The following is a 26,458-nucleotide window of genomic DNA, read 5'->3' on the forward strand; positions in this document are numbered from 1 at the left end:
GAAAGGCGTCATTTGCAGCATATGCAACTCGACGCCACGACTCGCCGTGATCTGGTCGGCATCGGCTGGATGGTCGCGACGGGGCTCTGCTTTGTCGCGGTGAACGCAATCGTCCGGGGGCTGGAGGGCGCGCTGCCCGCGCCGCAGGCGGCCTTCATCCGTTTCGTGATCGGACTTGTGGTGCTGGTGCCGGTGATCCTGCCTGCCATGCGGCGCGGTTTCGAGCCTGTCGTCTGGCGCATGTTCGGCCTGCGCGGCGCGTTGCATGTCGTGGCGGTGGTCGCTTGGTTCTATGCCTTGTCGCGCATCACCGTGGCCGAGGTGACGGCCATCGGCTTTCTCAACCCCATCATCGTGACGCTTGGTGCCGCGCTGTTCCTGGGCGAGCGGCTGGCTGCGCGGCGCATCGCCGCGGTGGGCGTCGCGCTGCTGGGCGCGCTGGTCGTCCTGCGGCCGGGCCTGCGCGAACTGGACCCCGGGCATCTGTCGCAGATCCTGGCCTCGGTCGCGTTCGGCGCGTCTTATCTGGTCGCCAAGCGCCTGTCCGAGCGGGTTCCGGCCTCGGTCGTGGTGGCGATGATGTCGCTGACCGTGGCCATCGGCCTGGCGCCTCTGGCGCTGATGGTCTGGGTGCCGCCCACCCTGTCGCAGGTGCTGTGGCTGGGGCTGGTCGCCTTTTTCGCCACGCTTGGCCATTACACGATGACCCGCGCCTTTGCCGCCGCTCCGCTGACTGTCACGCAGCCCGTCACCTTCCTGCAACTGGTCTGGGCGAGCCTTGTCGGCGTCTTTGTCTTTCACGAGCCGCTGGACGGCTGGGTGATCCTCGGCGGGGCGATGATGATCGCGGCGATCAGCTACATCACCTGGCGCGAGGCGCGGTTGCGTGCGACGATCAAGACTCCGGCGGTGGGCGCGACGAAGATCTGACGCGGCTTTTGCGTCCCGCGACCGCCGGGGGGCTTCGCGCCCCCCGGACCCCCTGCGGGATATTTTCGTGAAGAAGAAGGGGCGCTCAGCCAGTGGGCCAGAGGGGGGCGTGGCGGTTCACGTCCTTGTAGAGCAGGTAGCGGAAGCGGCCCGGACCGCCTGCGTAACAGGCCTGCGGGCAGAAGGCGCGCAGCCACATGAAATCGCCCGGGCCGACCTCGACCCAGTCGCGGTTGAGGCGGTAGACGGCCTTGCCCTCGAGGACGAAGAGGCCGTGTTCCATCACATGGGTTTCGGCGAAGGGGATCGAGCCGCCCGGTTCGAAGGTCACCAGCGTGATGTGCATGTCGTGGCGCAGGTCGGCCGGGTCCATGAAGCGGGTCGTGCCCCAGGCGCCGTTCGTGCCGGGCATCATCGCGGGCGCGATGTCCTGTTCGCGGGCGATGATCGGGTCTGGGCGTGTCGTGCCGGGGGCGGGTTGCCAACGCTTGCGCCACCAGTGGAAGCGGGTCGTGTCGCGGCCCGAATTGGCGACGCGCCATGCGGTGCCGGGGGGGATGTAGGCGAAGCCGCCGGGTTCGAGTTCGTGGCCTTGCCCGCCGACATCCAGCGAGAGGCTTCCCTCGGTCACGAAGATCGCGTGCTGCACTTCGGGGTCGTCGTCGGGGCTGTCGCTGCCGCCTTCGGGCGCCAGTTCGACAATGTACTGGCTGAACGTCTCGGCAAAGCCGGTCAGCGGACGGGCGATGATCCACATCCGCATTCCTGTCCAGCCCGGCAGGGCGCTGGTGACGATGTCGCGCATCGTGCTGCGGGGGATGACGGCATAGGCCTCGGTGAAGATGGCCGTGTCGGTGGTCAGGTCGGTCTGGGGGGGCAGGCCCGCGACCGGACCGGCATAGGGTGAGAGGGTCATGTCCGGGCCTCGGTGATGATCTGGGCGATGCGAAGGCTGGCGATGCGGATCACCTGAGCCTCGGCGGTGGCGCGTTCGGTGGCCGTGTCGCTGTCCAGCCGCGCATGCATGGCGGCGAGGATCCCCGCCTTGTCGTGGTCGCGCACCGCGATGATGAACGGAAAGCCGTGGCGCGCCATGTACGCGTCGTTCAGGCGCGTGAATTCCGCGCGTTCCGCATCGGTCAGGGCGTCGAGCCCCGCGCTGGCCTGTTCGGCGGTGCTGTCGGCGGTCAGGCGGCGGGCCTGGGCCAGCTTGCCCGCAAGGTCGGGATGGGCGCGCAGGACACCGAGGCGTTCGTCGTCCGAGGCCTGGCGGAAGATCTGTGCCATGCGCGCGGCCAGACCCTCGGCGCTGTCATGGGCGGCGCCCATCTCGGCGCACCAGACCCGTTCGGCGATGAAGGGGGAATGTTCATAGACGCCGCCGAAGCGGGCCAGGAAGTCGTCGCGCTGCATCTGCGAGGGGCGCGGCTGCGGCTGGAAGGGATGCACCCGCGCCCAGTGGCGGGCGATGTCGAGGCGGGTGGCGAACCACACGCCATCATGGCTGCGCGCGTGGTCGAGGAAGCGTTTCAGTGCCATCGCCCGGCCCGGCCTGCCCGCAAGGCGGCAATGCAGGCCCACCGACATCATCCGGGGCGCGCCCGACGCGCCCTCGGCGTAGAGCATGTCGAAACTGTCGCGCAGATAGTCGAAGAAATCGGTGCCCGTCCCGAAGCCCTGACCCGAGGAAAACCGCATGTCGTTGGCGTCCATCGTGTAGGGCACCATCAGCTGGGGGCGGCCTTCATGGACATGCCAATAGGGCAGTTCGTCCGCGATCGTGTCGGCGAGGTATTCAAAGCCCCCTTCCTCGCAGCCAAGCGCGACCGTGTTCATCGAGGTGCGGCCCTGATAGAAGCCGCGCGGGCGCTCGCCGCAGACGGCTGTGTGCAGGGCGATGGCCTGGGCGATGTGTTCGGCCTCGATCTCGCGCGGGACGTTGCGGTAATCGATCCATTTCAGGCCGTGGGTCGCCATCTCCCAGCCCGCCGCCTGCATGGCCGCGACCTGTTCGGGGTTGCGTTCCAGCGCGGTCGCCACGCCGTAGCATGTCACGGGGATGCCCTCGAGCAGGCGCAAAAGCCGCCAGAACCCCGCGCGGGCGCCGTAATCGTAGATCGATTCCATGTTCCAGTGCCGCTGGCCGGGCCAAGGCTGGGCGCCGATGATCTCGGACAGGAAGGCCTCGGAGGCGGCGTCGCCATGTTCGATGCTGTTCTCGCCGCCCTCTTCGTAATTCACCACGATCTGGACCGCGATCCGCGCGCCGCCGGGCCATTTCGGGTCGGGGGGCGTGGGGCCGTATCCTCGCAGGTCGCGGCTGTAGCGCATGTCGTCCTCCGGTGGGTCTGTCACCGGCCAGCAAAGCGCGCCGCGCTGCCCGGGGCAAGCGGGCAGGGGCGGAATTCACTATCAAGGAAACGGCGACAATCGCGCTGCCCGCAGGACGGGCAGATGGTCAGCCCTGGGCTTCGGGGGGGTGGCCGCCCATCGCCTCGGTCAGGGCGGCGGCGGCGGCGGTGACGGCCGCGCCGAGCGTCTTGACGTGCTCGGGCTGGATGCGATGCGCGGGGCCGCTGACCGAGATGCCCGCGACGGCCTCTCCGGTCAGGTCGAAGACGGGGGCGGCGATGCAGCGCATGCCGCGGGTCTTTTCCTCGTCATCCAGCGAAAAGCCGCGATGGCGGATGCGGGCCAGATCGGCGCGCAGCGCCTCGGGGTCGGTCAGCGTCTGGTCGGTGAAGCGCTGAAGGCCCGGCCCCGACAGCATCGCGTCCAGCACCGCCGGGCGGCCGAAGGCCAGCAGCGCCTTGCCGATGCCCGATGCGTGCAGGGGCGAACGGGTGCCGGGCGGAAAGAAGGCGCGGATCGTCTCGGTCGTCTCGACCTGGCTGATGAACAGGACCGCGTCGCCGTTGGGGATGCCCAGATTGGCGGTCTCTCCGGTATGTTCCATCAGGCCGCGCAGGATCGGGCGTGCGCGCTCCACCAGCCCCGAGCGACGCATGAAGGCCGAACCCAGCCGAAAGCTGGCCGGGCCGATATTCCAGCCCTGCGTCGCCGGATCGCTTTCGACCATGCCGCGCGAGGCCAGCGTGTGCAGGATCCGATGGGTGGTCGAGGGGGGCTGGCCCGCGCGTTCGGCCACCTCGCTCAGCGTCAGGTTGGGCCGCGCCGCCAGCAGGTCCAGCATGTCGAGCGCCCGTTCCAGCGCCTGCACGGTGGCGGGGGCCTCGGGCGTGGCTTTGGGCGGACGGCCCCTGCGGCGGATGGCTTCGGCCATTTTCGTCACTCCGTTGAGATAGCATAGCCGTTCGGCAGAAAATCACGGCCGGCCTGGGTCAATGCGTTGAAAACAGATGGTTTGGTTAATTCATGCCACGATATGGAAAGATATTCCACAAAAATGTGACATTGCGCCGCAGGCCACGGCTGGGAATGCTGTGCACCGGAGGAGATGCCTGCAGTTTCGACGCCCCCGCGTCCAAGGTCAAGTCATCGGTCTGACCGATTGGCGGGCTTTCGCGTGTGGCGGTGATCGTCCGGGCGGCAAGGGGCGGACCGGTCGGCCGGGCCGTGCGAAAACAATGGGGCGGGCATCGGTCCCGACCCAGACTGAGGGGCAGGCGCGACGGCGCGGCGGTCCCGCACAAGGGAGGACAGTGAATGACCCATTCTGGCATCGGCACGGCCGAACAGCTGCGCGACCCCGACTATATGCCGCCCCTGTGGCAGGCGGTGCCGCTTGGCATCCAGCACGTCCTGGCCATGTTCGTGGCGAATGTCACGCCCGCCATCATCGTGGCGGGGGCGGCGGGGTTCGGCTTTGGCTCGAACAGCCCCGATTTCCCCGAGATGCTGTATCTGATCCAGATGTCGATGCTGTTCGCGGGGGTGGCCACGCTGCTGCAATCGGTGACGATCGGGCCAGTGGGCGCGAAGCTGCCCATCGTGCAGGGAACGTCTTTCGCCTTTATCCCGGTGATGATCCCGCTGGTCGCGGGCAAGGGGGTTGACGGGCTGGCGGCGTTGTTCACCGGGGTTCTGCTGGGCGGGATGTTCCACGCGGCGCTTGGGCTGGTGATCGGGCGCATCCGCTTTGCGCTGCCGCCGCTGGTGACGGGGCTGGTCGTCACGATGATCGGCCTGGCGCTGGTCAAGGTCGGCATCGAATACGCGGCCGGGGGCGTGCCGCTCAAGGCGCAGGGCTCGGCGGCCTATGGGGATTGGGCCAGCTGGTCGGCGGCTCTGGTCGTGATCGTGGTGACGCTGGCGCTGAAATTCTTCGCACGCGGAATGCTGTCGATCTCGGCGGTGCTGATCGGGATTGCGGCGGGCTATGCCTTCTGCCTAATGACGGGCAAGCTGCCGGTCGCGGCGATCACCGGGTCGTGGAACCAGGCGGCCGCTTTCGCGCTGCCGATGCCGTTCCGCTACGGGTTCGAGTTCTCTGCCGCGGCGGTGATCGGCTTTTGCCTGATGGCCTTTGTCTCGGCGGTGGAAACGGTGGGCGACGTCTCGGGCATCACCAAGGGCGGCGCGGGCCGCGAGGCGACCGACCGCGAGATCGAGGGCGCGACCTATGCCGACGGGATCGGCACGGCGGTGGCGGGCGTGTTCGGCGGGCTGCCCAACACCTCGTTCAGCCAGAATGTCGGCCTGATCGCCATGACCGGCGTGATGAGCCGCCATGTCGTGACGCTTGGCGCGCTGTTCCTGATCCTGTGCGGGCTGGTCCCCAAGATCGGCGGCCTGATCCGCACCATCCCGATCGAGGTTCTGGGCGGCGGCGTCATCGTCATGTTCGGCATGGTGGTCGCGGCGGGGATCTCGATGCTGTCGGATGTGGACTGGAACCGGCGCAACATGGTGATCTTTGCCGTCGCCTTGTCGGTGGGCCTTGGCCTGCAGCTCGAGGCGATGGGAACCGCGCCGGGCGGGGTCGATGCGCTGCAGCACCTGCCCGAGACGCTGCGGATCCTGGGCGCCTCGGGCATCCTGCCTGCGGCGCTGATCGCCATCGTGCTGAACCTTGTCCTGCCCCGCGAACTGGCCGCCGAGGCCACCGAACAGGTCTCGGGCGGGCTCAAGGGTCATGGCAAGGGGCTGAAGCCGCGCGAGGGGCGGCACTAGCACCGCCGGGGCTTGCGCGTGATTATAAACGGGATGTTAAGACTGCCTTGCCCATGCCGCCCCTCGAATGGCGGGCGGCATGGGGTATCAAGGGGCAGGACCTGCCGACGGAGGAATGGATGCCGGGCTATCTGACGACCCATGTTCTGGACACCGCACGCGGCCGCCCGGCCGAGGGGATGGAGGTGGTTCTCTACCGCCTCGACGGTGCCACCCGGACCGAGCTTGCGCGGCTGATCACCAATGCGGACGGCCGCACCGACCGCCAGATCCTGCCGGCCGAAGGTTTCGCCACCGGCCGCTACGAGCTGGAATTCCACGCAGGCGCCTGGATGGACGCCACCGGCATCCCGCCCGAGGAACCGCGCTTTCTGGACGTGATCCCGATCCGCTTCGGCATGTCGCAGGACAATCATTACCACGTCCCGTTGCTGGTCTCGCCCTTCGGCTATTCGACCTATCGGGGCAGCTGAAATGATCCCGGAAACCGTCATCCTGTGGGAATGGTTGGCCTTTGCGGTCCGCTGGATCCATGTCATCACCGCCATCGCCTGGATCGGCAGCAGCTTCTATTTCATCGCGCTGGATCTGGGCCTGCAAAAGGCGCCGCATCTGCCCAAGGGCGCCCATGGCGAGGAATGGCAGGTCCATGGCGGGGGCTTCTACCACATCCAGAAATATCTGGTCGCGCCCGAGCGGATGCCCGAGCACCTGACCTGGTTCAAATGGGAAAGCTATTCGACCTGGCTGTCGGGCGCGGCGCTTCTGATGGTGACCTATTGGGCGGGGGCGAACCTCTACCTGATCGAACCCTCCAAGGCCGATCTGGCGATCTGGCAGGCGATCGCGATCTCGGCCGGATCGCTGGCGCTTGGCTGGCTGATCTATGACGGGCTCTGCAAATCGCCTCTGGGCAACCGCCCGACGGTGCTGATGCTTCTGCTGTTCGTGGCGCTGGTGGCGATGGGCTGGGCCTATGATCAGATCTTCACGGGCCGTGCGGCCTTGCTGCATCTGGGCGCCTTCACGGCGACGATCATGACCGCGAACGTCTTCCTGATCATCATGCCGAACCAGCGTATCGTGGTGGCCGATCTCAAGGCCGGGCGCGCGCCCGATCCGAAATACGGCAAGATCGCCAAGCTGCGTTCGACGCATAACAACTACCTGACGCTGCCCGTCATCTTCCTGATGCTGTCGAACCATTATCCGCTGGCATTCGCCAGCGAATACAACTGGCTGATCGCGGCGCTGATCTTCCTGATGGGCGTGACGATCCGGCATTTCTTCAACACCATGCATGCCCGCAAGGGCTATCAATGGTGGACCTGGGCGGTGACGGTGATGCTGTTCATCGGGGTGATGTGGCTGTCCGCGCTTGGCGTGAACCAGGACAGCTATGACGACGCGATGGCCCGCCCCCTGACCCCGGTCGAGGCGCGCTTTGCCCACGCCCCCGGCTTTGACGCGGTGACGCAGACCGTGATCGGGCGCTGCTCGATGTGTCATGCGCGCGAGCCGGTCTGGGACGGCATCCGCGTCCCGCCCAAGGGCGTGGTGCTGGAAACCCCCGCCGACATCGCCCGCGCCGCGCGCGAGATCTATGTGCAATCGGGCCTGACCGATGCCATGCCGCCCGCCAACCTGACCGACATGCAGCCTGATGAGCGCGCCCAGATCATGGGCTGGTTCCGCGAGGTCGGCGCCTTCGGGGTGGCGGGTCTCTGATCGCGGCTTGCAGGCTGTGGGTACCCCGTCGCCGCAGAACGGCCGTTCGAGGCGTGTCCGGCACGGTTGCGCCGCCCAAGCCCCGGCACGGCCCGCCCGGATCATTCCTGAAACAGCGGGCGCAATTCGCGGGTCGCGTAATCGGCGAACATCCGCACCTTGGGGTCCTGAAGGCGGCGATGCGGTGTCAGACAGCCGAATTGCGCGGGCAGGGGCCGGTTCTGCGGCAGGACCTCGACCAGACGCCCCGCCGCAAGATCATCGGCCACCTCGTAAAGCGGGCGGTTGGCGATGCCATGCCCGCCTAGCGCCCAGTCGCGCAGCACATCGCCGTCATCCGTGTCGAACCGCCCCTGCAAGCCCAGCTTGCGGGGGCCGTCCTCGGTCTGAAGCACCCAGAAATATTCCGGGCTGCGCGGATAGCGCAGCAGCAGGCAATTGTGATCCGACAGATCGTCCGGCCCCTCGGGCATCCCCCGCGCCGCGAGATAGGCGGGTGCGGCGACCAGCAGGCGTGGGCAATCCGCGATCTTGCGCCATTTCAGCGCGGAATCGGCAGGCTCGCCCAGAAAGAAGGCCAGGTCGATCGCGTCCTCGACGATATTGACGTTGCGGTCGGACAGGCGCAGCCTGATCTCGACGCCCGGATTTTCGGCGCAGAAGACCGGGATCAGCGGCGCGATCAGCCGCCGCCCCAGACCCAGGGGCGCGGTCAGCCGGATCACCCCCTGCGGCTTGCCCGAATAGCTTGAGACGAGGGCCTCGGCCTCGTCCAGCGTCTCGATCACGCGGCGGGCATGGTCATAGAAGGCGCGCCCGATCTCGGTTGGCGTCAGCTTGCGGGTGGTGCGGTTCAGAAGCCGCAGCCCAAAGCGATTTTCAAGATCCTTGATGCGATTGGAGGCAACTGCCGGAGAAAGCCGCAAATCCCTGCCTCCGGCGGTGATCGAGCCCAGTTCGACCACCCGAACAAAGACGCGCAGGCTTTCCAGATAGGACATGTGCTTGGCCCGCTTTCAATGGATCGTGTAAAGTCTTCTATGCCACGGGCGATTTCCCCCCTGCAAGATCGGGCCTAGCATCGGGGGCAGGCAAGGACGGACCAGAATGACCCAGCTGCGCTTTCTTCTGAACGATACCGAGATCGCCCTGACCGAGGTCGGCGCCTCTGACACGCTGCTGGATCACCTGCGGCTGACGCGGCGGCTGACCGGCACCAAGGAGGGCTGCGCCGAGGGTGATTGCGGCGCCTGCACCGTCCTGTCGGGGCGGCTGACGCCGGATGGCCTGATCTACGAGCCGATCAATGCCTGCATTCGGCTGATGGCCTCCTGCCACGCGACCCATATCGTGACGATCGAGCATCTCGGCGGCCCCGATGGCGGGCTTCATCCGGTGCAGCGGGCGATGGTCGATCACCACGGCAGCCAATGCGGGTTCTGCACGCCGGGTATCGTCATGGCGCTTTACGGGTTGTGGATGACGAACCCGAACGCGGGCGAGGCCGAGATCGAGACCGCGCTTCAGGGCAATATCTGCCGTTGCACGGGCTATGCGCCGATCATCCGGGCGGCCTTGGCGGTGGGGGCGGCTGGCGGCCAGACGCAGGACGCGCTGGCGCGCGAGCGTCTGGCGGTGGCCGCGCGCCTGAGGTCGATGCGGGGGGCGCGCGTTTCGCTTGCGCGCGGGGGCGACCGGGCGCTGATCCCGGCCGACACGGATGATCTGGCCGCAGCCCTGCTGGAGGAGCCGGGCGCGACGCTGGTCGCGGGGGCGACCGATGTCGGCCTGTGGGTCACGAAGTTCATGCGCGACATCAGCCCCGCCATCTTCATCGGCCATCTGATGAAGGAGATCGAGGTTCAGGATGGCATGATCCGCCTTGGCGCGGGCGTCACCTATTCCGAGGCGATGCCGCTGATCGCCCGCCACCTGCCGCAGGCCGCCGAATACTGGTCGAGGATCGGTGGCTGGCAGGTGCGCAATGCCGGCACGATCGGCGCGAATATCGCCAATGGCTCGCCCATCGGGGACACGCCGCCCTTGCTGATCGCGCTTGGCGCGCGGCTGGTCCTGCGCCGGGGCGATGCCCGCCGCGAGATCCCGCTGGAGGCGTTCTTTGTCGAATACGGGCGGCAGGACCGCCAGCCCGGCGAATTCGTCGAGGCCGTGCTGATCCCTCTGCCCGAGCCGGGCGACCGCATCGCCGCCTACAAGATCAGCAAGCGCCGCGACAGCGACATCACCGCGGTCGCCGCCGGCATTGCGATCCGGGTTGAGGAGGGGCGCATCACCCGCGCCCGGCTGTCCTTTGGCGGCATGGCGGGCACGCCGCGCCGCGCCACCCTGGCCGAGGCCGCGCTGCTGGGCCAGCCCTTTGCCGAAGCCTCGTTCGATGCGGCCGGCCGCGCGCTGGCGCATGATTTTCAGCCATTGTCCGACATGCGCGCCAGCGCCGAATACCGCGCGACCGTCGCGCGCAACCTGATCCGCCGCTTCTGGCTGGAGCAATCCGAACCCGGCCTGCCCCTGCGGTTGCGCCACCCCGAGGAGGCCTGAGCCATGAAGGATGACAGCCCCGTGCTGCGCGGTCAGGCGCATCAGGACATGACCCATGACAGCGCCGTGAAGCATGTCAAGGGCCGGGCCGATTACACCGACGACCTGATCGAACCCGTCGGCACGCTGCATGCCTATCTGGGCCTTTCGACCTGCGCGCATGGGCGCATCACGGCGATGGATTTCGCCGTGACCCTGGCCCAGCCGGGGGTTCTGGGCGTCCTTACGGCAGCCGATCTTGAGGGTGTGAACGATGTCTCGCCCTCGGGGCGGGGCGATGATCCGATCCTGGCTGACGGGCTGGTGGAGTTCTGGGGTCAGCCCGTCTTTGCGGTGATCGCCGAGACGCGCGATCAGGCCCGCCGCGCCGCCCACAAGGCGCGCATCAGCTATGACCCGCTGCCCGCGATCCTTGACCCGGTCGCCGCGCGCGAGGCGGGTGGCGCCTATGTCACCGAACCCCTGACCCTGCGCCGGGGCGATGCGGCGGGCGCGCTGGCCCGCGCGCCCCACCGGATCGACGGGCGGTTGGCGGTGGGCGGGCAGGACCATTTCTACCTCGAGGGTCAGATCGCGCTGGCCATCCCCGGCGAGGACGAAGACATGGTTCTGCATGTCTCGACCCAGCACCCTTCCGAGGTGCAGCACATGGTCGCGCATGTGCTGGGCGTGGCCTCTCATGCAATCGTGGTGAATGTGCGGCGCATGGGCGGGGGCTTCGGCGGCAAGGAAACGCAGATGAACCTCTTTGCCTGCATCGCGGCGGTCGCGGCGCGGCGCTGGCGGCGGGCGGTCAAGATCCGGCCCGACCGCGACGACGACATGAGCGCGACCGGCAAGCGGCATGATTTCGTCATCGATTATCAGGTGGGTTTTGACGATCAGGGCCGTATCTCCGCGCTGGAGGGCGATTTCATCGCGCGCTGCGGTTTCTCGGCGGATCTGTCGGGCCCGGTCACGGACCGGGCGCTGTTTCACGCCGACAACGCCTATTACTACCCCGATGTGCGCGTATCGAGCCATCCGATGAAGACGAACACGGTCAGCAACACGGCCTTTCGCGGCTTTGGCGGGCCGCAGGGCTGCATCATGGCCGAACGCGTGATCGAGGAAATCGCCTATGCGCTGCGCCTCGACCCGCTGGAGGTCCGCAAGCGCAACCTTTACGAAAACGGCCAGCTGACGCCCTATCATCAGCCGGTGCAGGACCAGATCCTGCCCCGCCTGATCGCCGAGCTGGAGACGACCAGCGATTATCAGGCCCGCCGCCGCGCGGTGCTGGACTGGAACGCGCAGGATGGCGTCATCCGCAAGGGGATCGCGCTGACGCCGGTCAAGTTCGGGATCAGCTTCACCAACACCGCCTTCAATCAGGCGGGCGCACTGATCCATGTCTATGCCGATGGCTCGATCCAGCTGAACCATGGCGGCACCGAGATGGGCCAGGGCCTGAACACCAAGGTCGCGCAGGTCGTGGCCGAGGCGTTCCAATGCGACATCAGCCGCATCAAGATCACCCGCACCACGACCGAGAAAGTGCCCAACACCTCGGCCACGGCGGCCTCGTCGGGGACCGATCTGAACGGCATGGCGGCGCTGGACGCGGCCGAGCAGATCAAGGCGCGGCTGGTCGATTTCGTGGCCGAACGCTGGCAGGTCGCACGCGATCAGGTGGCCTTCGCGCCGGGCCATCTGCGGGCGGGCGATCACATGATCCCTTTCGATCAGGTGATCCGCGCGGCCTATCTGGCGCGCATCCATCTGTCGGCGGCGGGCTTCTATAAGACGCCCAAGATCCACTGGGACCGCGCGACGGGGCAGGGCCGGCCCTTCTATTACTTCGCCTATGGCGCGGCGGTGGCCGAGGTCTCGGTCGATACGCTGACGGGGGAATACGTGATCGACCGGGCCGACATCCTGCATGATGTGGGCCGCAGCCTGAACCCCGCGCTGGACCGCGGCCAGGTCGAGGGCGCCTTTGTCCAGGGCGCGGGCTGGCTGACGACCGAGGAATTGTGGTGGGACACGCAGGGCCGGCTGCGGACCCATGCGCCCTCGACCTACAAGGTGCCGCTGGCCTCGGACAGGCCGCGCATCTTCAATGTGGCTCTGGCCGATTGGTCCGAGGCCGCCGAGCGCACGATCAAACGATCGAAAGCCGTGGGCGAGCCGCCCTTCGTGCTGGGCATCAGCGTCTTCGAGGCGATCAATATGGCGGTGGCCTCGCTGGCCGATTACCGGGAACCTGCGCGGATCGACGCCCCCGCCACGCCCGAGCGCGTGCTGATGGCGGCCGAGCGGCTGCGCGGATGATCCGGGTCCGCGTCATCGCGGCGCGCGGCTCGACCCCGCGCGACGAAGGGGCCGAGATGATCGTGACCCCTGATGCCATCCAGGGCACGATCGGCGGCGGGCAGCTTGAATACATGGCCATCGACCGCGCCCGGCAGATGCTGGCGCGGGGCGAAGGTGCGGCGCGCATGGACATCCCTCTCGGCCCCGAGATCGGGCAATGCTGCGGCGGCCGGGTCGTGCTGGAACTGGACCGCAACGCGCCCACCCCGCAGGATCATCCCGACGTGCTGATCTTCGGCGCGGGTCATGTCGGCCGCGCCCTCGCCCGCGCGCTGGCGCCCCTGCCAGTCAACGCGCTCCTCATCGACAGCCGCGAGGCCGAACTGACCCGCGCCACCGGCCCGACGCTCCTGACCGCATTCCCCGAGGCCGAGATCCGCGCCGCCCGCCCCGGCAGTGCGGTGGTGATCCTGACCCATGACCACGCGCTGGATTTCCTGCTGGCAACCGAGGCGCTGGCGCGGGCCGATCTGGCCTATATCGGCATGATCGGCAGCGCCACGAAACGCGCCCAATTCAGCCGTTTCGCGGCAGGGCGCGGCGTCGATCCCTCCGCTCTGACCTGTCCCATCGGAGCCGGGTTCTCGCGCGACAAGCGCCCCGAGATCATCGCCGCCTTCACCGCCGCCGAACTCATGGCGCGGCTGACCACGACCCCAGCAAAGACAGACCCATGCAACAGCTGATCCGGGGCCGCGTCCTCGATTTCCATGCAGACCCCGCCGAGACCACCGACAATCACCGCTACTGGGAAAACGGCGCGATCCTGGTGCAGGACGGCCGCATCCTGGCCGTGGGCGATCACGCCGATCTGGCTCGTGAGGGGCTGGAGGAGATCGACCACCGCCCGCATCTGATCCTGCCGGGATTCATCGACCCGCATATCCACTTTCCGCAGCTTCAGGTCGTCGCAAGCTGGGGCGCGCAGCTTCTGGACTGGCTGAACACCTATACCTTCCCGGCAGAGGCCGAATTCGCGGACCCCGACCATGCCGCGCGGATGGCGGGGCTGTTTCTCGACCAGCTGACGGCGCATGGAACGACCACCGCCGTTGCCTTCTGCTCCAGCCACAAGGCCAGCGCGGATGCGCTGTTCACCGCCGCCCATGCCCGCAACATGGCGATGAGCGCGGGCAAGGTGATGATGGACCGGAACGCCATCCCGGCGGTGCAGGACACGGCGCAGTCGTCCTATGACGACAGCCGCGCGCTGATCGCGGCATGGCATGGCAAGGGACGCCAGCGTTACGCGATCACGCCGCGCTTCGCGATCACCTCGACGCCAGAGCAACTGGCGGCGGCGGGCGCGCTTGCGGCAGAGCATCCCGATTGCCACATCCAGACCCATCTGTCCGAGAACCTGGACGAAATCGCCTATACGCTGAGCCTCTATCCGCAGGCGCGCGACTATCTGGACATCTACGAAAGCCACGGCCTCTTGTCGCCGCGTCTGCTGCTGGGCCATTCCATCCATCTGGAGCCGCGAGAGATCGCGCGCATGGCCGAGACGGGCAGCCGCGCGGTCTTTTGCCCGACCTCGAACCTGTTTCTGGGCTCGGGGCTGTTCGATGCAGACGGCCTGCGGGCGGCGGGGATCGTCAGCGGGATCGCCACCGATGTCGGGGGCGGCACAAGCTGGTCGATGCTTCAGACCCTGAACGAGGGCTACAAGGTCCTGCAGATGCGCGGCCAGAAGCTGCACCCGCTGGCGGCCTTTCACTGGGCCACGCGCGGGAATGCGCTTGCCCTTGGCCTCGAGGCCGAAATCGGCACCCTGACGCCGGGCAGCGCCGCCGATCTGGTGGTGCTGGACCCGCGCGCGACGCCCGCCATGGCGCTGCGGGCCGAACGCGCGACCACCCTGGCCGAGGAATTGTTCATCCTCCAGATCATGGGCGATGATCGCGCGGTCGCCCAGACCTATGTCGCCGGACAGGCGATGAAGGCGGGCGGGCGATGAAGGCGGGCGGGCGATGAAGGCGGGCGGGTAATGAAGGCGGGGAAAACGCTGCAAATGCGTGGCAATCGGGCTGTTGAGGGCGCCAAGGATGGCCCGACGGGTTGACGCCGGGCGCGGTTCGTCATTTGACTGGCCGCAGGCGGGCGGATGCTGCCCGCATCAGATGAAAAGGCGGCGCTGCGCGCCAAGAGGATTGTCATGGTTCAGATTACTCCGGTCTTGATGGCGGGCGGGTCCGGCACGCGTTTGTGGCCCGTCTCGCGCAAGAGCTTCCCCAAACAGTTCGCGCAGCTTGTCGGCGACGAGACGCTGTTTCAGGCCTCGGCCCGGCGCCTTTGCGGCGATGATTTCGCCGCGCCCATGGTGATGACCAATTCGGATTTCCGCTTCATCGTGGCCGAACAGCTTGAACAGGCGAGCATCGAGGCCGGGTCCATCGTGATAGAGCCCACCGGCCGCAACACCGCCCCCGCGATCCTGGCCGCTGCGCTGATGGTCGCGGCCGGGAACCCTTCGGGTCTGGTGCTGGTCGCGCCCTCTGATCACGTGATTCCCGATGCGGCGGCCTTCCGCGCCGCCGTGGCGCAGGGTGCGGTCGCCGCGCAGGCGGGGCGGATCGTGACCTTCGGCATCACGCCCGACCGCCCCGAGACTGGCTACGGCTATCTCGAACTCGCCTCGGACGGCGAGGGTCCGCAGCCTTTGGCGCGTTTCGTCGAAAAGCCCGATGCCGTGCGGGCCGCGCAGATGGTCGAGGCGGGCAATTTCCTCTGGAATGCCGGGATCTTCCTCTTCCGCGCCGATGCGATGATCGACGCCTTCCGCCAGCACGCGCCTGCGTATCTGGAGCCGGTGCAGGCCGCCGTGGATGGTGCGCAACGCGATCTGGGCTTCTTGCGCCTTGCGCGCGGCCCGTGGGAGGGGCTGGAGGACAATTCCATCGACTATGCCGTGATGGAAAAGGCCGGCAATCTAAGCGTGGTGCGCTATTCGGGCCGCTGGTCGGATCTGGGCGGCTGGGATGCCGTCTGGCGCGAGGGCCTGTCGCGCAACCCCTCGGACAATGGTGTTCTGGCCGAAGCCCATGCCACCGCCATCGACTGCGAGAACGTGCTGCTGCGTTCGGACAGCGACGAGGTCGAGGTGGTGGGCATCGGCCTGCGCGACGTGATGGTCGTTGCAACGTCCGATGCGGTTCTGGTCGCCGACAAGGACCGTGCGCAGGATGTGCGCCACGCGGTCAGCGCGCTGAAGACGCGCCGCGCCAAGCAGGCCGAGGCCTTTCCGCGCGATCACCGCCCCTGGGGCTGGTTCGAGACGCTGGCCCTGGCCGACCGCTTTCAGGTCAAGCGCATCGTGGTGAAGCCCGGCGCGGCCTTGTCGCTGCAAAGCCATGTCCACCGGTCGGAACACTGGATCGTCGTGTCGGGCACGGCTCGGGTAACGGTGGATGACACGGTGACCTTGGTGACCGAGAACCAGTCGATCTATGTGCCGCTTGGCGCCATTCACCGGATGGAGAATCCGGGCAAGGTGCCGATGGTGCTTATCGAGGTGCAGACCGGCAGCTATCTGGGCGAGGACGACATCATCCGCTACGAGGATGTCTATTCGCGCAGCAGCGCCGACTGAGTGCCCCTTGGGCAAGGGCAGGGGGGCTGTCTGCCCCCCTGCACCCCCCGAGGATATTTTTCCAAGGCAAAGGGGCGTCAGGCCGCCTCTTCAGCCGCACGCCGGGCGGGGTCGTAATTAAGGACGGGCGCCAGCCAGCGTTCGGTTTCCTCCAGGCTCCAGCCCTTGCGGGCGGCATAGTCGCGGGCCTGGTCTTCCTCGATCTTGGCGACGCCGAAATAATAGCTGTCAGGATGGGCGATATAGAGGCCCGAGACCGATGAGCCGGGCCACATCGCCATGCTTTCCGTCAGCGTCACGCCCGTCGCCTGTTCGGCATCGAGCAGCCGGAACAGCGTCAGTTTTTCGGTATGGTCAGGCTGGGCCGGGTAGCCCGGGGCCGGGCGGATGCCCTTGTAGGGTTCCGCGATCAGTTCCTCGGGGGTGAAGGCCTCGTCCGCGCCGTAGCCCCAGTAGTCACGTCGGACGCGTTCATGCAGCATCTCGGCCATGGCTTCGGCGATGCGGTCGGCCAGCGCCTTGACCATGATCGCGCCGTAATCGTCATTGGCGCGTTCGTAGCGGGCGGCGATCTCGGCCTCTTCAGGGCCGGCCGTCACCACGAAGCCGCCGACATGATCGGCGATGCCCTCGGGGGCCACGAAATCGGACAGCGCCACGTTCGGGCGGCCGTTGCGCTTGGTCACCTGCTGGCGCAGCGTGTGCAGCGTGGCCAGGGGCGTGGTGCGGTCGGCGTCGGACCACAGACGGATATCGTCGCCTGCGGCATTGGCGGGCCAGAAACCCACCACCGCGCGGGGGCGGAACCACTTGCCCTCGATGATGCGCGACAGCATCTCTTGCGCCTCGGCGAAAAGCTGGCGGGCGGCGGCGCCCTGGGCTTCGTCGTCGAGGATCCGGGGATAGACGCCTTTCAGCTCCCATGTCTGGAAGAAGGGCGTCCAGTCGATGTAGCGCGCGATTTCCGCCAGGTCCCAATCGTCGATCACGCGGGTGCCGGTGAAGGAAGGCGCGACCGGCGCATAGGCCGCCCAGTCCGGGCGGATGGCATTGGCGCGGGCGGCGGCCAACGGCAGGCGGCTTTTCGCGGCCTCGGACCGTTCATGGCGTTCGGCCACGTCGGCATATTCCGCGCGGATGCCCGCGACGTAATCGGCGCGCTGCGTGGGCGACATCAGCGCCGAGGCCACGCCCACCGCGCGGCTGGCATCGGTCACATAGACCGTCTGGCCGCGCGTGTAGCGCGGCGCGATCTTGACCGCCGTATGGATCTTGGAGGTTGTCGCACCGCCGATCAGCAGCGGAATGTCGAAGCCCTCGCGCTCCATCTCACTGGCCAGATGCACCATCTCGTCCAGGGACGGGGTGATGAGGCCGGAAAGCCCGATGATATCGACCTTCTCGTCGCGCGCGACCTGCAGGATCTTCTGCGGCGGCACCATCACGCCAAGGTCGATCACCTCGAAATTGTTGCAGGCGAGCACGACGCCCACGATGTTCTTGCCGATGTCATGGACGTCGCCCTTGACCGTGGCCATCAGCACCTTGCCCGCCGTCTCGCGCCCCTCGCCGCCCGAGAGGCGCTTTTCCTCCTCCATATAGGGCAGAAGGACGGCGACCGCCTGTTTCATCACGCGGGCCGATTTCACCACCTGCGGCAGGAACATCTTGCCTGCGCCGAAGAGATCGCCGACGACGTTCATCCCCGCCATCAGCGGGCCTTCGATGACGTGCAGCGGGCGTTCGGCCTGTTGGCGGGCTTCCTCGGTGTCGGCCTCGATATATTCGGTGATGCCATTGACCAGCGCATGTTCAAGGCGCTTTTCGATCGGCCATTCGCGCCAGGACAGGTCCTTTTCGCGTTTCGCGCCCGCGCCGTCGCCCCGGAAGCGTTCCGCGATCTCAAGCAGGCGTTCGGTCGCGGTGCCACCCGCGCGGGGCTTGCGGTTCAGGACGACATCCTCGCAGGCCTCGCGCAGGTCGGGGTCGATCCGGTCATAGACCGCCAGCTGGCCGGCATTGACGATGCCCATATCCATCCCCGCCTGGATGGCGTGATAGAGAAACACCGCATGCATCGCCTCGCGCACGGGTTCGTTGCCACGGAAGCTGAAGCTGAGGTTCGAGACCCCGCCCGAGACATGGGCATGGGGCAGGTGCTGGCGGATCCAGCGCGTGGCCTCGATGAAATCGACGCCGTAATTGTCGTGTTCCTCGATCCCGGTCGCCACGGCGAAGATATTGGGGTCGAAGATGATGTCCTCGGGGGGGAAGCCCACCTCGTTGACCAGAATGTTGTAGGCGCGCTGGCAGATCTCGATCTTGCGGGCGGCGGTGTCGGCCTGGCCCTGTTCGTCGAAGGCCATGACCACGACCGCCGCGCCATAGGCCAGGCACAGGCGGGCCTGATGGCGGAACTGGTCCTCGCCTTCCTTCATGCTGATCGAGTTGACGACCGGCTTGCCCTGCACGCATTGCAGCCCGGCCTCGATCACCTCCCATTTCGAGCTGTCGATCATGATCGGCACGCGGGCGATGTCGGGTTCGGCGGCGACGAGGTTCAGGAACTCGACCATGGCGGCGCGGCTGTCGATCAGCCCCTCGTCCATGTTGATGTCGATGATCTGGGCGCCGTTCTCGACCTGATCGCGGGCGACTTCCAGCGCGGTGGCGTAGTCGCGTTCCTTGATCAGCTTGCGGAAACGCGCGCTGCCGGTGACGTTCGTGCGCTCGCCCACGTTCACGAAGGGAATGTCGGGCGTCAGCGTGAAGGGTTCCAGACCCGAGAGGCGCAGAAGACGGTCAGGCATAGGCGGGCACCTTTCTGGGGGCGAAGCCCGCGACGGCTTCGGCAATGGCGCGGATATGGTCGGGCGTCGTGCCGCAGCAGCCGCCCACGACGTTCACAAGGCCCTCGCGGGCGAATTCGGCGACCTGCCGGGCGGTGTCCTGCGGCCCCTCGTCATATTGGCCGAAGGCGTTGGGCAGGCCGGCATTCGGATAGGCGCAGATCAGCGTCTCGGCCACGCCCGAGAGTTCCGCCAGATGCGGGCGCATCGCCTCGGCGCCAAGCGCGCAATTGAGGCCGATCGTCCAGGGCCGGGCATGGCGCACCGAATACCAGAAGGCCGTGGGCGTCTGCCCCGACAGCGTCCGACCCGAGGCATCCGTGATCGTCCCAGAGATCATCAGCGGCAGCGCAAGGCCGTGTTCCTCCATCGCCTGCTGGCAGGCGAAAATGGCGGCCTTGGCGTTAAGCGTGTCAAAGATCGTCTCGATCAGCAGGATGTCGGCGCCGCCCGCGATCAGGCCGCGCGCCTGCTGCAGATAGGCCGCGCGCAATTCCTCGAAGCTGGTCGCGCGGTAGCCGGGGTTGTTCACGTCCGGGCTGATCGAGGCCGTGCGGTTCGTCGGCCCGATGGCGCCCGCGACGAAGCGGGGGCGCCCATCCTGGGCCGTGGCGCGGTCCAGCGCGCGGCGCACGACGCGCGCGCCCTCGACATTCAGGTCGGTCACGGCCTGTTGCAGCCCGTAATCGGCCTGCGCGATGGTGGTCGCGGAAAAGGTGTTCGTCTCGACGATGTCGGCGCCCGCGATGGCGTAACGATAATGGATCTCTTCGACCGCTTCGGGCTGGGTCAGAATCAGCAGGTCGTTATTGCCCTTTTGCGGGTGATCCGTGTGGTGGCGGCAGGCATGGCCCGACCCGTGGCCGGTATAGTCCTCTTCGCCAAGACCGAGGTTCTGGATCTGCGTGCCCATCGCCCCGTCGAGGATCAGGATGCGGTCGCGCGCGGCGTCGTTCAGCGCCTTGAAGACGGGGGACGGGGTCAGGGACATGGGGCAGGCCTCGTGATTGAAGCCCGTGATATAACTGCACGCGCCCCTGTCCGCAAATTCATACTTCTGGAGAAGATCATGAAACGCGTGCAACTCTGCGCCCCATGAAAAAGGGGCGGTGGCCTGCGCCCCCGCCCCCGTCCGGTCGTGTTCCGGGATCAGAACCCGGCCTTGATCCGCTCGAATTCGGCCAGCTGGCGGATGCGCTGCTGCGGGTCGTTCGGGGTCTGCGCCAGAACCGGAACGTCCAGATCGCCCAGCCCCTCGATCACGGCCGGATCGTCTGCGATGGTCGCCATGGCCTCGACCGAGGTATGGCCGTAGCCGATCGCGTCCAGCAGCGCGCGACCCGCCGAAGGCTCAAGCCAGGCGTTGATGAAGTCATAAAGCTTGTCCTCGCTGCCCGGCCCGTTCTTCACGTTCACGAAACCGCAGAAGAAGGTTGACGAGCCTTCGGCGGCGGCGCGCTGAAAGCCCACGGGATAATCGTCGCCTTGCAGATAGACGACGCCGTCATTCCACGACCAGGCCACATCCACCAGCCCCGAGGCCATCAGCTGCGCCTGTTCGGACGGGTCGGACCAATAGGCCGCGACATTCTGATGGGCCTGACGCAGCCAGTCGGCGGCGGCCTGGAATTGTTCGTCGGTGACGTTGGTCCAATCCGCCGTGCCGGTCGCCAGATAGCCAAGCGCCCAGACGTCATCCGCGCTGTCGGGCAGCGAGGTGCGCCCCTGATAGGCCGGGTCCACGAAGACCTGAAGGCTGGCCACGTCCTCGGCCGGGACGGTTTCGGTGTTGTAGGCGATGGCGGTTGCGCCCCAATCGGTCGGGATGAACCAGACGCCGGAATCGTCGCGGAACACCTCGCTGTCCAGGAAACGCTCGTCGATCTTGTCGAAATTCGGGATGCGGCTGGTGTCCCAGGGCTCGATCAGGCCGGCGTCGCGGTATTTGCCGACCATCTGGCTGCACGGATGGACGATATCGGCGCGGAACCCCGACGAGACCTTCTGGAACGCCTCGTCGTCATCGCCGAAAAAGGCGAAGGTGGGCGACTGGCCGTGCTTGTCCACATAGGCCTGAAAGATCTCGGGGACCTCGAATCCCGCCCAGTCAAAGACGGTCAGTTCGGGATCGGCGGCAAAGGCGGGAAGGGCCGAGACGGCCAGAATGGTGGTTGTCAGCAGACGCATGAAAAGCAGGCCTTCCTGTTGCAGTTTGCCAGAGGCTAGCCGCGCGAACCAAGGCGCGCAAGCGGCTCGCGTGGCCGTGTATCAGCGCATCCGCAGCGCGCCGTCCATGCGGATCACCTCGCCGTTCAGATAGCCGCTGGCAACGATGAAAGCGGCAAGGCGTGCATATTCCTCGGGCTCGCCCAGACGCTTGGGAAAGGTCACCTCCTCGGCCAGGCTGTCCTGCACCTCTTGCGGCAGGCCGCGCAGCATGGGCGTGCCGAAGATGCCCGGCGCGATGGCGCAGACGCGGATGCGCTGGCTGGCCAGATCGCGCGCAAGCGGCAGCGTCATCCCCGCAATCGCCGCCTTCGAGGCCGCATAAGCCGCCTGACCCTTTTGCCCGTCGAACGCCGCGACCGAGGCCGTGTTGACGATCACCCCGTTCTCGTCGAGCCCGTTGCGGGCCATTTCGGCGGCGGCCAGGCGCATGATGTTGAAGCTGCCGATCAGGTTGATCTCGATGGTGCGGCGGAAGCTGTCCAGCCGGTGCGGCCCCTCGCGGCCCAGCACGCGCTCGCCCGTGGCGATGCCCGCGCAATTCAGGCAGATGTCGATGCCCCCCATCCGCGCGACCGAGGCTGCGATGGCGGCCTCGGCGCTGGCCTCGTCGGTGACGTCCGTGCGCTGGAAGCCCGCACCGATGCGGTCAGCCTCGGCCTGTCCGGCTTCTGCCATGTCGAGGATCATCACCTCGGCCCCCGCCTCGCGAAAATGGCGCGCGGTGGCCAGACCCAGACCCGAGGCGCCCCCGGTCACGATGGCGCGGCTTTGTGCGAGTTCCATGTTCTCCCCCTCTCTGGCTGAACGGCTCCGTTCTGCCATGCGCGCCCTGAGCCGCCAAGAGGGGCTAGCCGCGCAGCATCTCGGGGCCGCCGTGAATGGCGGGGTCGGGGGTGCCGATGGCGGACAGGTCGCGGCCCGCGAAATCGACGGCGTGCAGGACCGACTGGATCACCGCGATCCGGGCACGGCGCTTGTCGTCGGCCCGCACGACCGTCCACGGCGCGATGTCGGAATGCGAGCGGTCCAGCGTGTCGCGGATCGCTTGGGTGTAATCGTCCCACCTGGACAGTCCGTCCACGTCGATCGGGCTCAGCTTCCACTGCTTCAGCGGGTCGCATTCGCGCGCAAGGAACCGCCGCAACTGTTCAGCGCGGCCGACGTTCAGCCACAGTTTCACCAGGATCACGCCGTCATCGATCAGCATCTGCTCGAAGCCGGGAAGCTGGCGAAAGAACGCCTCGCGCTGGCTTTCGGAGGAAAAGCCGAAGACCCGTTCGACCACGCCGCGATTGTACCAGCTGCGGTCGAACAGCGCGATCTCGCCCGAGGCGGGCAGCCAATCGACATAGCGCTGGAAATACCATTGCCCGGCCTCGCGGTCGGTGGGCTTGGGCAGGGCCACGACATAGGCCGAACGCGGGTTCAGATTGGCGCGCACCCGTTCGATGGCACCGCCCTTGCCGGCCGCGTCGCGCCCCTCGAACAGGACCACGACGCGCTTTTTCGTGGCGATCACGTCATGCATCATGCGCACAAGCTGCAGCTGCAACCGCTCCATCGCGGCCTCGTATTCCGCCTTGTCCATCATCCGCTGATAGGGGAACGATGCGTCGAGGATCTCGCGGCGCCCGCTCTCGGTCACGGCCTGACGCAGCGCGGCGGGCGCGTCGTTTTCCAGATAATCCGAGATCCGCCCGACCAGCGGCAGTTCTGCGATGGGGGCGGGGCGGGTCATGGCTGGGTCTCTCCGATGCGGGACATGTCATACCATGTCGTCTGGTAGATCTCGTTGATCCAGTTACCGTAGAGCAGATGCGCGTGGCTGCGCCATCGGTTCGCGGGCATCTGCGCGGGGTCGTCGTCCGGGTAGTAGTTCGCGGGCACCTCGATGGGCTTACCGGCCGCCACGTCGCGGTCGTATTCGTCCTTGAGCGTGGTGCTGTCATATTCGAAATGGTTGAACACATAGAGCGCCCGGTGCCCCGGATCGGCCAGCAGGCAGGGCCCGACCTCGGGGCTGGCCAGCAGCGTCGTCAACGCGGGGCGGGCATCGACATCGTCCTGTCGCACCTCGGTCCAGCGGCTGACGGGGACCAGAACGTCATCCGAGAAGCCGCGCAGATAGGGCGAGGCGGGGGCCAGGTTCCGGTGGCGGAAGCAGCCGAAGGCCTTGGCGGGCAGGATGTGCTTGGGCAGGCCGTGAAAATGCCACGCCATCGCCATTCCGCCCCAGCAGACGCCAAAAGTCGAATGCACATGCGTCTGCGTCCAGGCAAAGACGCGGGTCAGTTCATCCCAGTAGGTGACCTGGTCAAAGGGCAGGTGCTCGATCGGTGCGCCGGTGATGATCAGGCCGTCGAATTTCTCGCCCGTGGCTTCGACCTCGCGGAAGGGGCGGTAGAAGCTTTCCAGATGGTCGGCGGCGGTGTTGCGGCTTTCGTGATCCGACATGCGGATCAGCTGAAAGTCGATCTGAAGGGGCGTGGCGCCGATCAGCCGGGCGAACTGGTTCTCGGTCTGGATCTTCTTCGGCATGAGGTTCAGAAGGCCGATCCGCAGGGGCCGGATGTCCTGGGTCGCGGCGCGGCCCGGCGACATGACCATGACGCCTTCCTGGGACAGGATGCGATAGGCGGGCAGGTTCTCGTTCAGGGTGATCGGCATGGCTCAGTCTTTCTTGCGCGCGATGGCGCGGGCGATCAGGTCGTCAAAATCGGCCGGGCTGCGGATCTCGGCCACTTCCTCGGCCAGAATGGTGACGCCGCGGCGCGCCATCGCCTCGTATCGGGGCTGGCGGTGGGCCAGGGCGCGGGCATAGGTCCAGCGGATGAAATCGTCGGGATTGACCTCGTCCTCGGTCAGGCCCTTCTCGACGCGATAGTCGATCCAGGCGCGCTCCAGGAATTGCGGCTGGTAATACATGGGCTTGGGCGCGCGGTCGAAGCGGCGCACCAGTTCGGCGGTATGGGCGTCGCTGCCCTTGATCCAGACCATCAGCAGGTCGCGTTCCAGCGCGGTCAGGACCGGGTCGTCGGGGTTGTCGGGGTCCACCACCTCGCAGATCGAGCCGCCGCTGTCGCAGACGAAATGCGGGATGGCGTAGATCTGGGCGGCGCGGTCCATGAAGTGGCGCGTGTCCAGCAGGGCCGCGATCTCGGCCCGGCGGTGCTGGTCCTGGCGCAGGCAATACTGATCGAAGGGCAGACCCCCGCGCGAGGGGCTGCCGGGCTTGCCCAGATAGGTCGAAAGCGGCGCCAGATTGTCAAAGGTGATGTTCGAGGCGATGTAGACGCTGTCCGACATCAGCAATTCGCGCAGGAAGGGGACCTTCATCGCCTCGCGCTTGAAGTTGTCGGCGATGTATTCGCCCATGTAGCGCGTGCCGATGCGGTAATCGACGCTGTAATGGAACCAGTCGCCCGTCTCGCGCAGCATCGTCGCCAGATAGGTCTTGCCAAGGCCCGACATCCCGAACAGCACGATCCGCTTCGAGGGCGCAGAGTGCCATTCATCCGCGCTGCCATAGATCATCCGCCGCCCCTTTCGCCGCCTGCCCTCTAGCTAACCGCGCGGGCGTGCCAAGAAAAGGGGTGGGCGCGCCCCTGCGGCCGGGTCCCTGCGTCCCGCGACCGCCGGGGGGCCAGCCCCCCGGACCCCCCTCTGCAGCGCGGATGGTCAAGGGGTGCGCCCCCGCAGGGGGTCCGGGGGGAGCGAACTCCCCCGGCCACCGCCCCCGGCAAGGTCCGCCGCCCGAAACGAAAAAACGGCCCCGCCGCGAGGGCAGGGCCGTCCTTTCGGATCAGATCAACGCGATCAGAAACTGTAGCCGACCCGGATGCCGATGCCCCAGAGATCGCTGTCTTCCATCTGCGCGCGCGGCTGGCCGGCGGTCTGCGGACGGGCATCGCCCAGCTTCGAATAATTGATACCGGTGGTGACCTTGAAATTGTCCATCGTGTAGACGGCCGCCAACGTGATCCCCTTGCGCCCATTGGTCGGCGCCAGCGGCGACACGAGGTCGTCGTTTTCGGGCTCGTAGACGACCGAGACCGAGCCCGACCAATTATCGGTGAATCGGCGGCCCACGCCGAGCGTGTAGGTGGTGGTATCCTCAAGCGAAACGAGGCCATTTCCCGTCGCTGCGGTGAAGCGGGCGGGCTCGACCAGGAATTCCGACCATTTCACCCACCGGATCGAGCCGAAGACCAACGTGTCGGCTGCCACCCCGGTCTGGCCCTCCAGCGTGATCGAACGCGGCGTATCGACCGAGGTCGTGGTCACAGCGCCCGGGTTGATGTTCTCGCGCGTGTCGAATTCATGCGTGACCTTGCTGTTGTAGGTCAGCGAGATGCGGCCCGCGATCTCGGGGATCTCGTAGGCGGCGCCGATCACGTAGCCCGTGCCCCAGGCCGCATCCATCCGGACGTTGTAGCCCGAGATGGCGCCATAGCCCGCGCCGTTCAGCCCGACCTCGGCATCGGCGCGCGAGGCGCGGATCCCGCCATGGAACGAGATGTTGTTGTCCAGCTTGTAGCGCGCCAGCGCCGTCACCGTGGTCGAGTTCACCGTGGCGAAGGTCCCGCCAAGCACGACCGATCCGTCAACGGCCGGGTTCGGCACACCGGGCTGCGTCGGATAGCGCACATCGGCCCCGAACGGCTGTTCGATGATCAGGCCCGCCGACAGGTTCTCGTTGATCTGCTGCTTGTAGCCCAGACCCACGAAGCCGTAGCCCTGCGCCACATCGCCGGTCGGAAAGCCCGCCACGTCGCGGCCGCTGACGGTCGGGTTGGCGCCGCCGAAGCTCAGTTCGACGTAGTTGCCCGGCTCGAACAGCACGGCCAGCGATTGCGGCGCGCGCTCGATACCACCGGCAAAGGCCGGCGCGGTGGTCAGCATCAGTGCGGCAAGGCCGCCGATGGTCTTTTTCATGTCATCCTCCCTTGGCAAGCCTACTTGCCCCGAAATGAGCCTAGCAGCGGGAGTCGCACAATCAATTCCCGTCAGCAGATGACGTGACGTTCACGTAACCGTCAATGCCTTGCCGTGACATCGTCGCAACGGCTTCAGGCGGGCTGGA

21 protein-coding genes are annotated in these 26,458 nt (G+C 67.0%); 9 read left to right on the plus strand and 12 right to left on the minus strand.

Annotated elements, in window-relative coordinates; genetic code table 11:
* Positions 1–21 precede the first annotated feature (21 nt).
* Positions 22–930 (plus strand): DMT family transporter, encoded by a 909-nt coding sequence (locus ACTZWU_RS05110; RefSeq protein WP_444736271.1) that lies wholly within the window; start codon positions 22–24, stop codon positions 928–930.
* Between the two features lie 85 nt (positions 931–1,015).
* On the opposite strand, the gene ACTZWU_RS05115 is transcribed toward ACTZWU_RS05110, so the two are convergent.
* The 3 genes from ACTZWU_RS05115 to bhcR all read right to left on the minus strand — a co-directional run bounded on the left by ACTZWU_RS05115 (position 1,016) and on the right by bhcR (position 4,213).
* Positions 1,016–1,846: a bifunctional allantoicase/(S)-ureidoglycine aminohydrolase gene (locus ACTZWU_RS05115; RefSeq protein WP_444736272.1), complete on the minus strand. Its 831-nt coding sequence runs from the start codon at positions 1,844–1,846 to the stop codon at positions 1,016–1,018.
* A complete protein-coding gene (gene puuE / locus ACTZWU_RS05120) occupies positions 1,843–3,261 on the minus strand; it encodes an allantoinase PuuE (protein ID WP_444736273.1) in 1,419 nt (472 codons plus the stop codon). Before puuE ends, ACTZWU_RS05115 begins: the two co-directional genes overlap by 4 nt.
* A gap of 127 nt (positions 3,262–3,388) precedes the next feature.
* Positions 3,389–4,213, minus strand: coding sequence for an HTH-type transcriptional regulator BhcR (bhcR, locus tag ACTZWU_RS05125; RefSeq protein ID WP_444736274.1), 825 nt, complete (start codon positions 4,211–4,213; stop codon positions 3,389–3,391).
* A 383-nt stretch (positions 4,214–4,596) separates the two neighbouring features.
* Between bhcR and ACTZWU_RS05130 the strand changes: the two genes are divergently transcribed.
* The 3 genes from ACTZWU_RS05130 to ACTZWU_RS05140 all read left to right on the plus strand — a co-directional run bounded on the left by ACTZWU_RS05130 (position 4,597) and on the right by ACTZWU_RS05140 (position 7,791).
* Positions 4,597–6,063, plus strand: a complete 1,467-nt coding sequence (locus tag ACTZWU_RS05130; protein ID WP_444736275.1) for a uracil-xanthine permease family protein — start codon at positions 4,597–4,599, stop codon at positions 6,061–6,063.
* Between the two features lie 119 nt (positions 6,064–6,182).
* The gene (uraH, locus tag ACTZWU_RS05135) at positions 6,183–6,536 is read left to right on the plus strand and encodes a hydroxyisourate hydrolase (RefSeq protein WP_444736276.1); all 354 of its coding nucleotides are present in this window, start codon (positions 6,183–6,185) and stop codon (positions 6,534–6,536) included.
* A 1-nt stretch (position 6,537) separates the two neighbouring features.
* On the plus strand, positions 6,538–7,791 hold the full coding sequence (locus ACTZWU_RS05140) for a urate hydroxylase PuuD (protein WP_444736277.1): 1,254 nt from the start codon (positions 6,538–6,540) through the stop codon (positions 7,789–7,791).
* Positions 7,792–7,892: 101 nt separating this feature from the next.
* Here the strand turns inward: ACTZWU_RS05140 and ACTZWU_RS05145 are convergent, their stop codons facing one another.
* Positions 7,893–8,792, minus strand: coding sequence for a LysR family transcriptional regulator (locus ACTZWU_RS05145; protein WP_444736278.1), 900 nt, complete (start codon positions 8,790–8,792; stop codon positions 7,893–7,895).
* A gap of 106 nt (positions 8,793–8,898) precedes the next feature.
* Here ACTZWU_RS05145 and xdhA point away from each other — a divergent pair, with 106 nt between their 5' ends.
* The 5 genes from xdhA to ACTZWU_RS05170 all read left to right on the plus strand — a co-directional run bounded on the left by xdhA (position 8,899) and on the right by ACTZWU_RS05170 (position 16,297).
* Positions 8,899–10,350 (plus strand): xanthine dehydrogenase small subunit, encoded by a 1,452-nt coding sequence (xdhA, locus tag ACTZWU_RS05150; RefSeq protein ID WP_444736279.1) that lies wholly within the window; start codon positions 8,899–8,901, stop codon positions 10,348–10,350.
* A 3-nt stretch (positions 10,351–10,353) separates the two neighbouring features.
* Entirely contained in the window at positions 10,354–12,663 is a 2,310-nt protein-coding gene (gene xdhB / locus ACTZWU_RS05155) for a xanthine dehydrogenase molybdopterin binding subunit (protein WP_444736280.1), read from the plus strand.
* Positions 12,660–13,391 carry a xanthine dehydrogenase accessory protein XdhC gene (gene xdhC / locus ACTZWU_RS05160; RefSeq protein WP_444736281.1) on the plus strand — a complete coding sequence of 244 codons (732 nt, stop codon included), beginning with the start codon at positions 12,660–12,662 and terminating at the stop codon, positions 13,389–13,391. Before xdhB ends, xdhC begins: the two co-directional genes overlap by 4 nt.
* Positions 13,379–14,665, plus strand: coding sequence for a guanine deaminase (guaD, locus tag ACTZWU_RS05165; RefSeq protein WP_444736282.1), 1,287 nt, complete (start codon positions 13,379–13,381; stop codon positions 14,663–14,665). Before xdhC ends, guaD begins: the two co-directional genes overlap by 13 nt.
* 198 nt (positions 14,666–14,863) lie before the next feature.
* Positions 14,864–16,297: a mannose-1-phosphate guanylyltransferase/mannose-6-phosphate isomerase gene (locus ACTZWU_RS05170; protein ID WP_444736283.1), complete on the plus strand. Its 1,434-nt coding sequence runs from the start codon at positions 14,864–14,866 to the stop codon at positions 16,295–16,297.
* A gap of 77 nt (positions 16,298–16,374) precedes the next feature.
* On the opposite strand, the gene metH is transcribed toward ACTZWU_RS05170, so the two are convergent.
* The 8 genes from metH to ACTZWU_RS05210 form a co-directional block, all read right to left on the minus strand.
* The gene (metH, locus tag ACTZWU_RS05175; RefSeq protein WP_444736284.1) at positions 16,375–19,107 is read right to left on the minus strand and encodes a methionine synthase; all 2,733 of its coding nucleotides are present in this window, start codon (positions 19,105–19,107) and stop codon (positions 16,375–16,377) included.
* Complete coding sequence (locus tag ACTZWU_RS05180) at positions 19,100–20,137, minus strand: homocysteine S-methyltransferase family protein (RefSeq protein ID WP_444736285.1); 1,038 nt, start codon at positions 20,135–20,137, stop codon at positions 19,100–19,102. The genes metH and ACTZWU_RS05180 overlap by 8 nt, the downstream gene beginning before the upstream one ends.
* A 158-nt stretch (positions 20,138–20,295) precedes the next feature.
* A complete protein-coding gene (locus tag ACTZWU_RS05185; protein ID WP_444736286.1) occupies positions 20,296–21,333 on the minus strand; it encodes an ABC transporter substrate-binding protein in 1,038 nt (345 codons plus the stop codon).
* Between the two features lie 81 nt (positions 21,334–21,414).
* Positions 21,415–22,158, minus strand: coding sequence for an SDR family oxidoreductase (locus ACTZWU_RS05190; protein WP_444736287.1), 744 nt, complete (start codon positions 22,156–22,158; stop codon positions 21,415–21,417).
* A gap of 64 nt (positions 22,159–22,222) precedes the next feature.
* Entirely contained in the window at positions 22,223–23,113 is an 891-nt protein-coding gene (gene ppk2 / locus ACTZWU_RS05195; protein WP_444736288.1) for a polyphosphate kinase 2, read from the minus strand.
* A complete protein-coding gene (locus ACTZWU_RS05200; RefSeq protein ID WP_444736289.1) occupies positions 23,110–24,042 on the minus strand; it encodes a homoserine O-succinyltransferase in 933 nt (310 codons plus the stop codon). Before ACTZWU_RS05200 ends, ppk2 begins: the two co-directional genes overlap by 4 nt.
* A gap of 3 nt (positions 24,043–24,045) precedes the next feature.
* Positions 24,046–24,909, minus strand: coding sequence for an ATPase (locus ACTZWU_RS05205; RefSeq protein WP_444736290.1), 864 nt, complete (start codon positions 24,907–24,909; stop codon positions 24,046–24,048).
* Between the two features lie 282 nt (positions 24,910–25,191).
* The gene (locus ACTZWU_RS05210) at positions 25,192–26,310 is read right to left on the minus strand and encodes an OmpP1/FadL family transporter (RefSeq protein WP_444736291.1); all 1,119 of its coding nucleotides are present in this window, start codon (positions 26,308–26,310) and stop codon (positions 25,192–25,194) included.
* Between the last annotated feature and the right edge of the window lie 148 nt (positions 26,311–26,458).

The organism is Paracoccus sp. NSM (genome assembly GCF_052379855.1).
Lineage (GTDB): Bacteria > Pseudomonadota > Alphaproteobacteria > Rhodobacterales > Rhodobacteraceae > Paracoccus.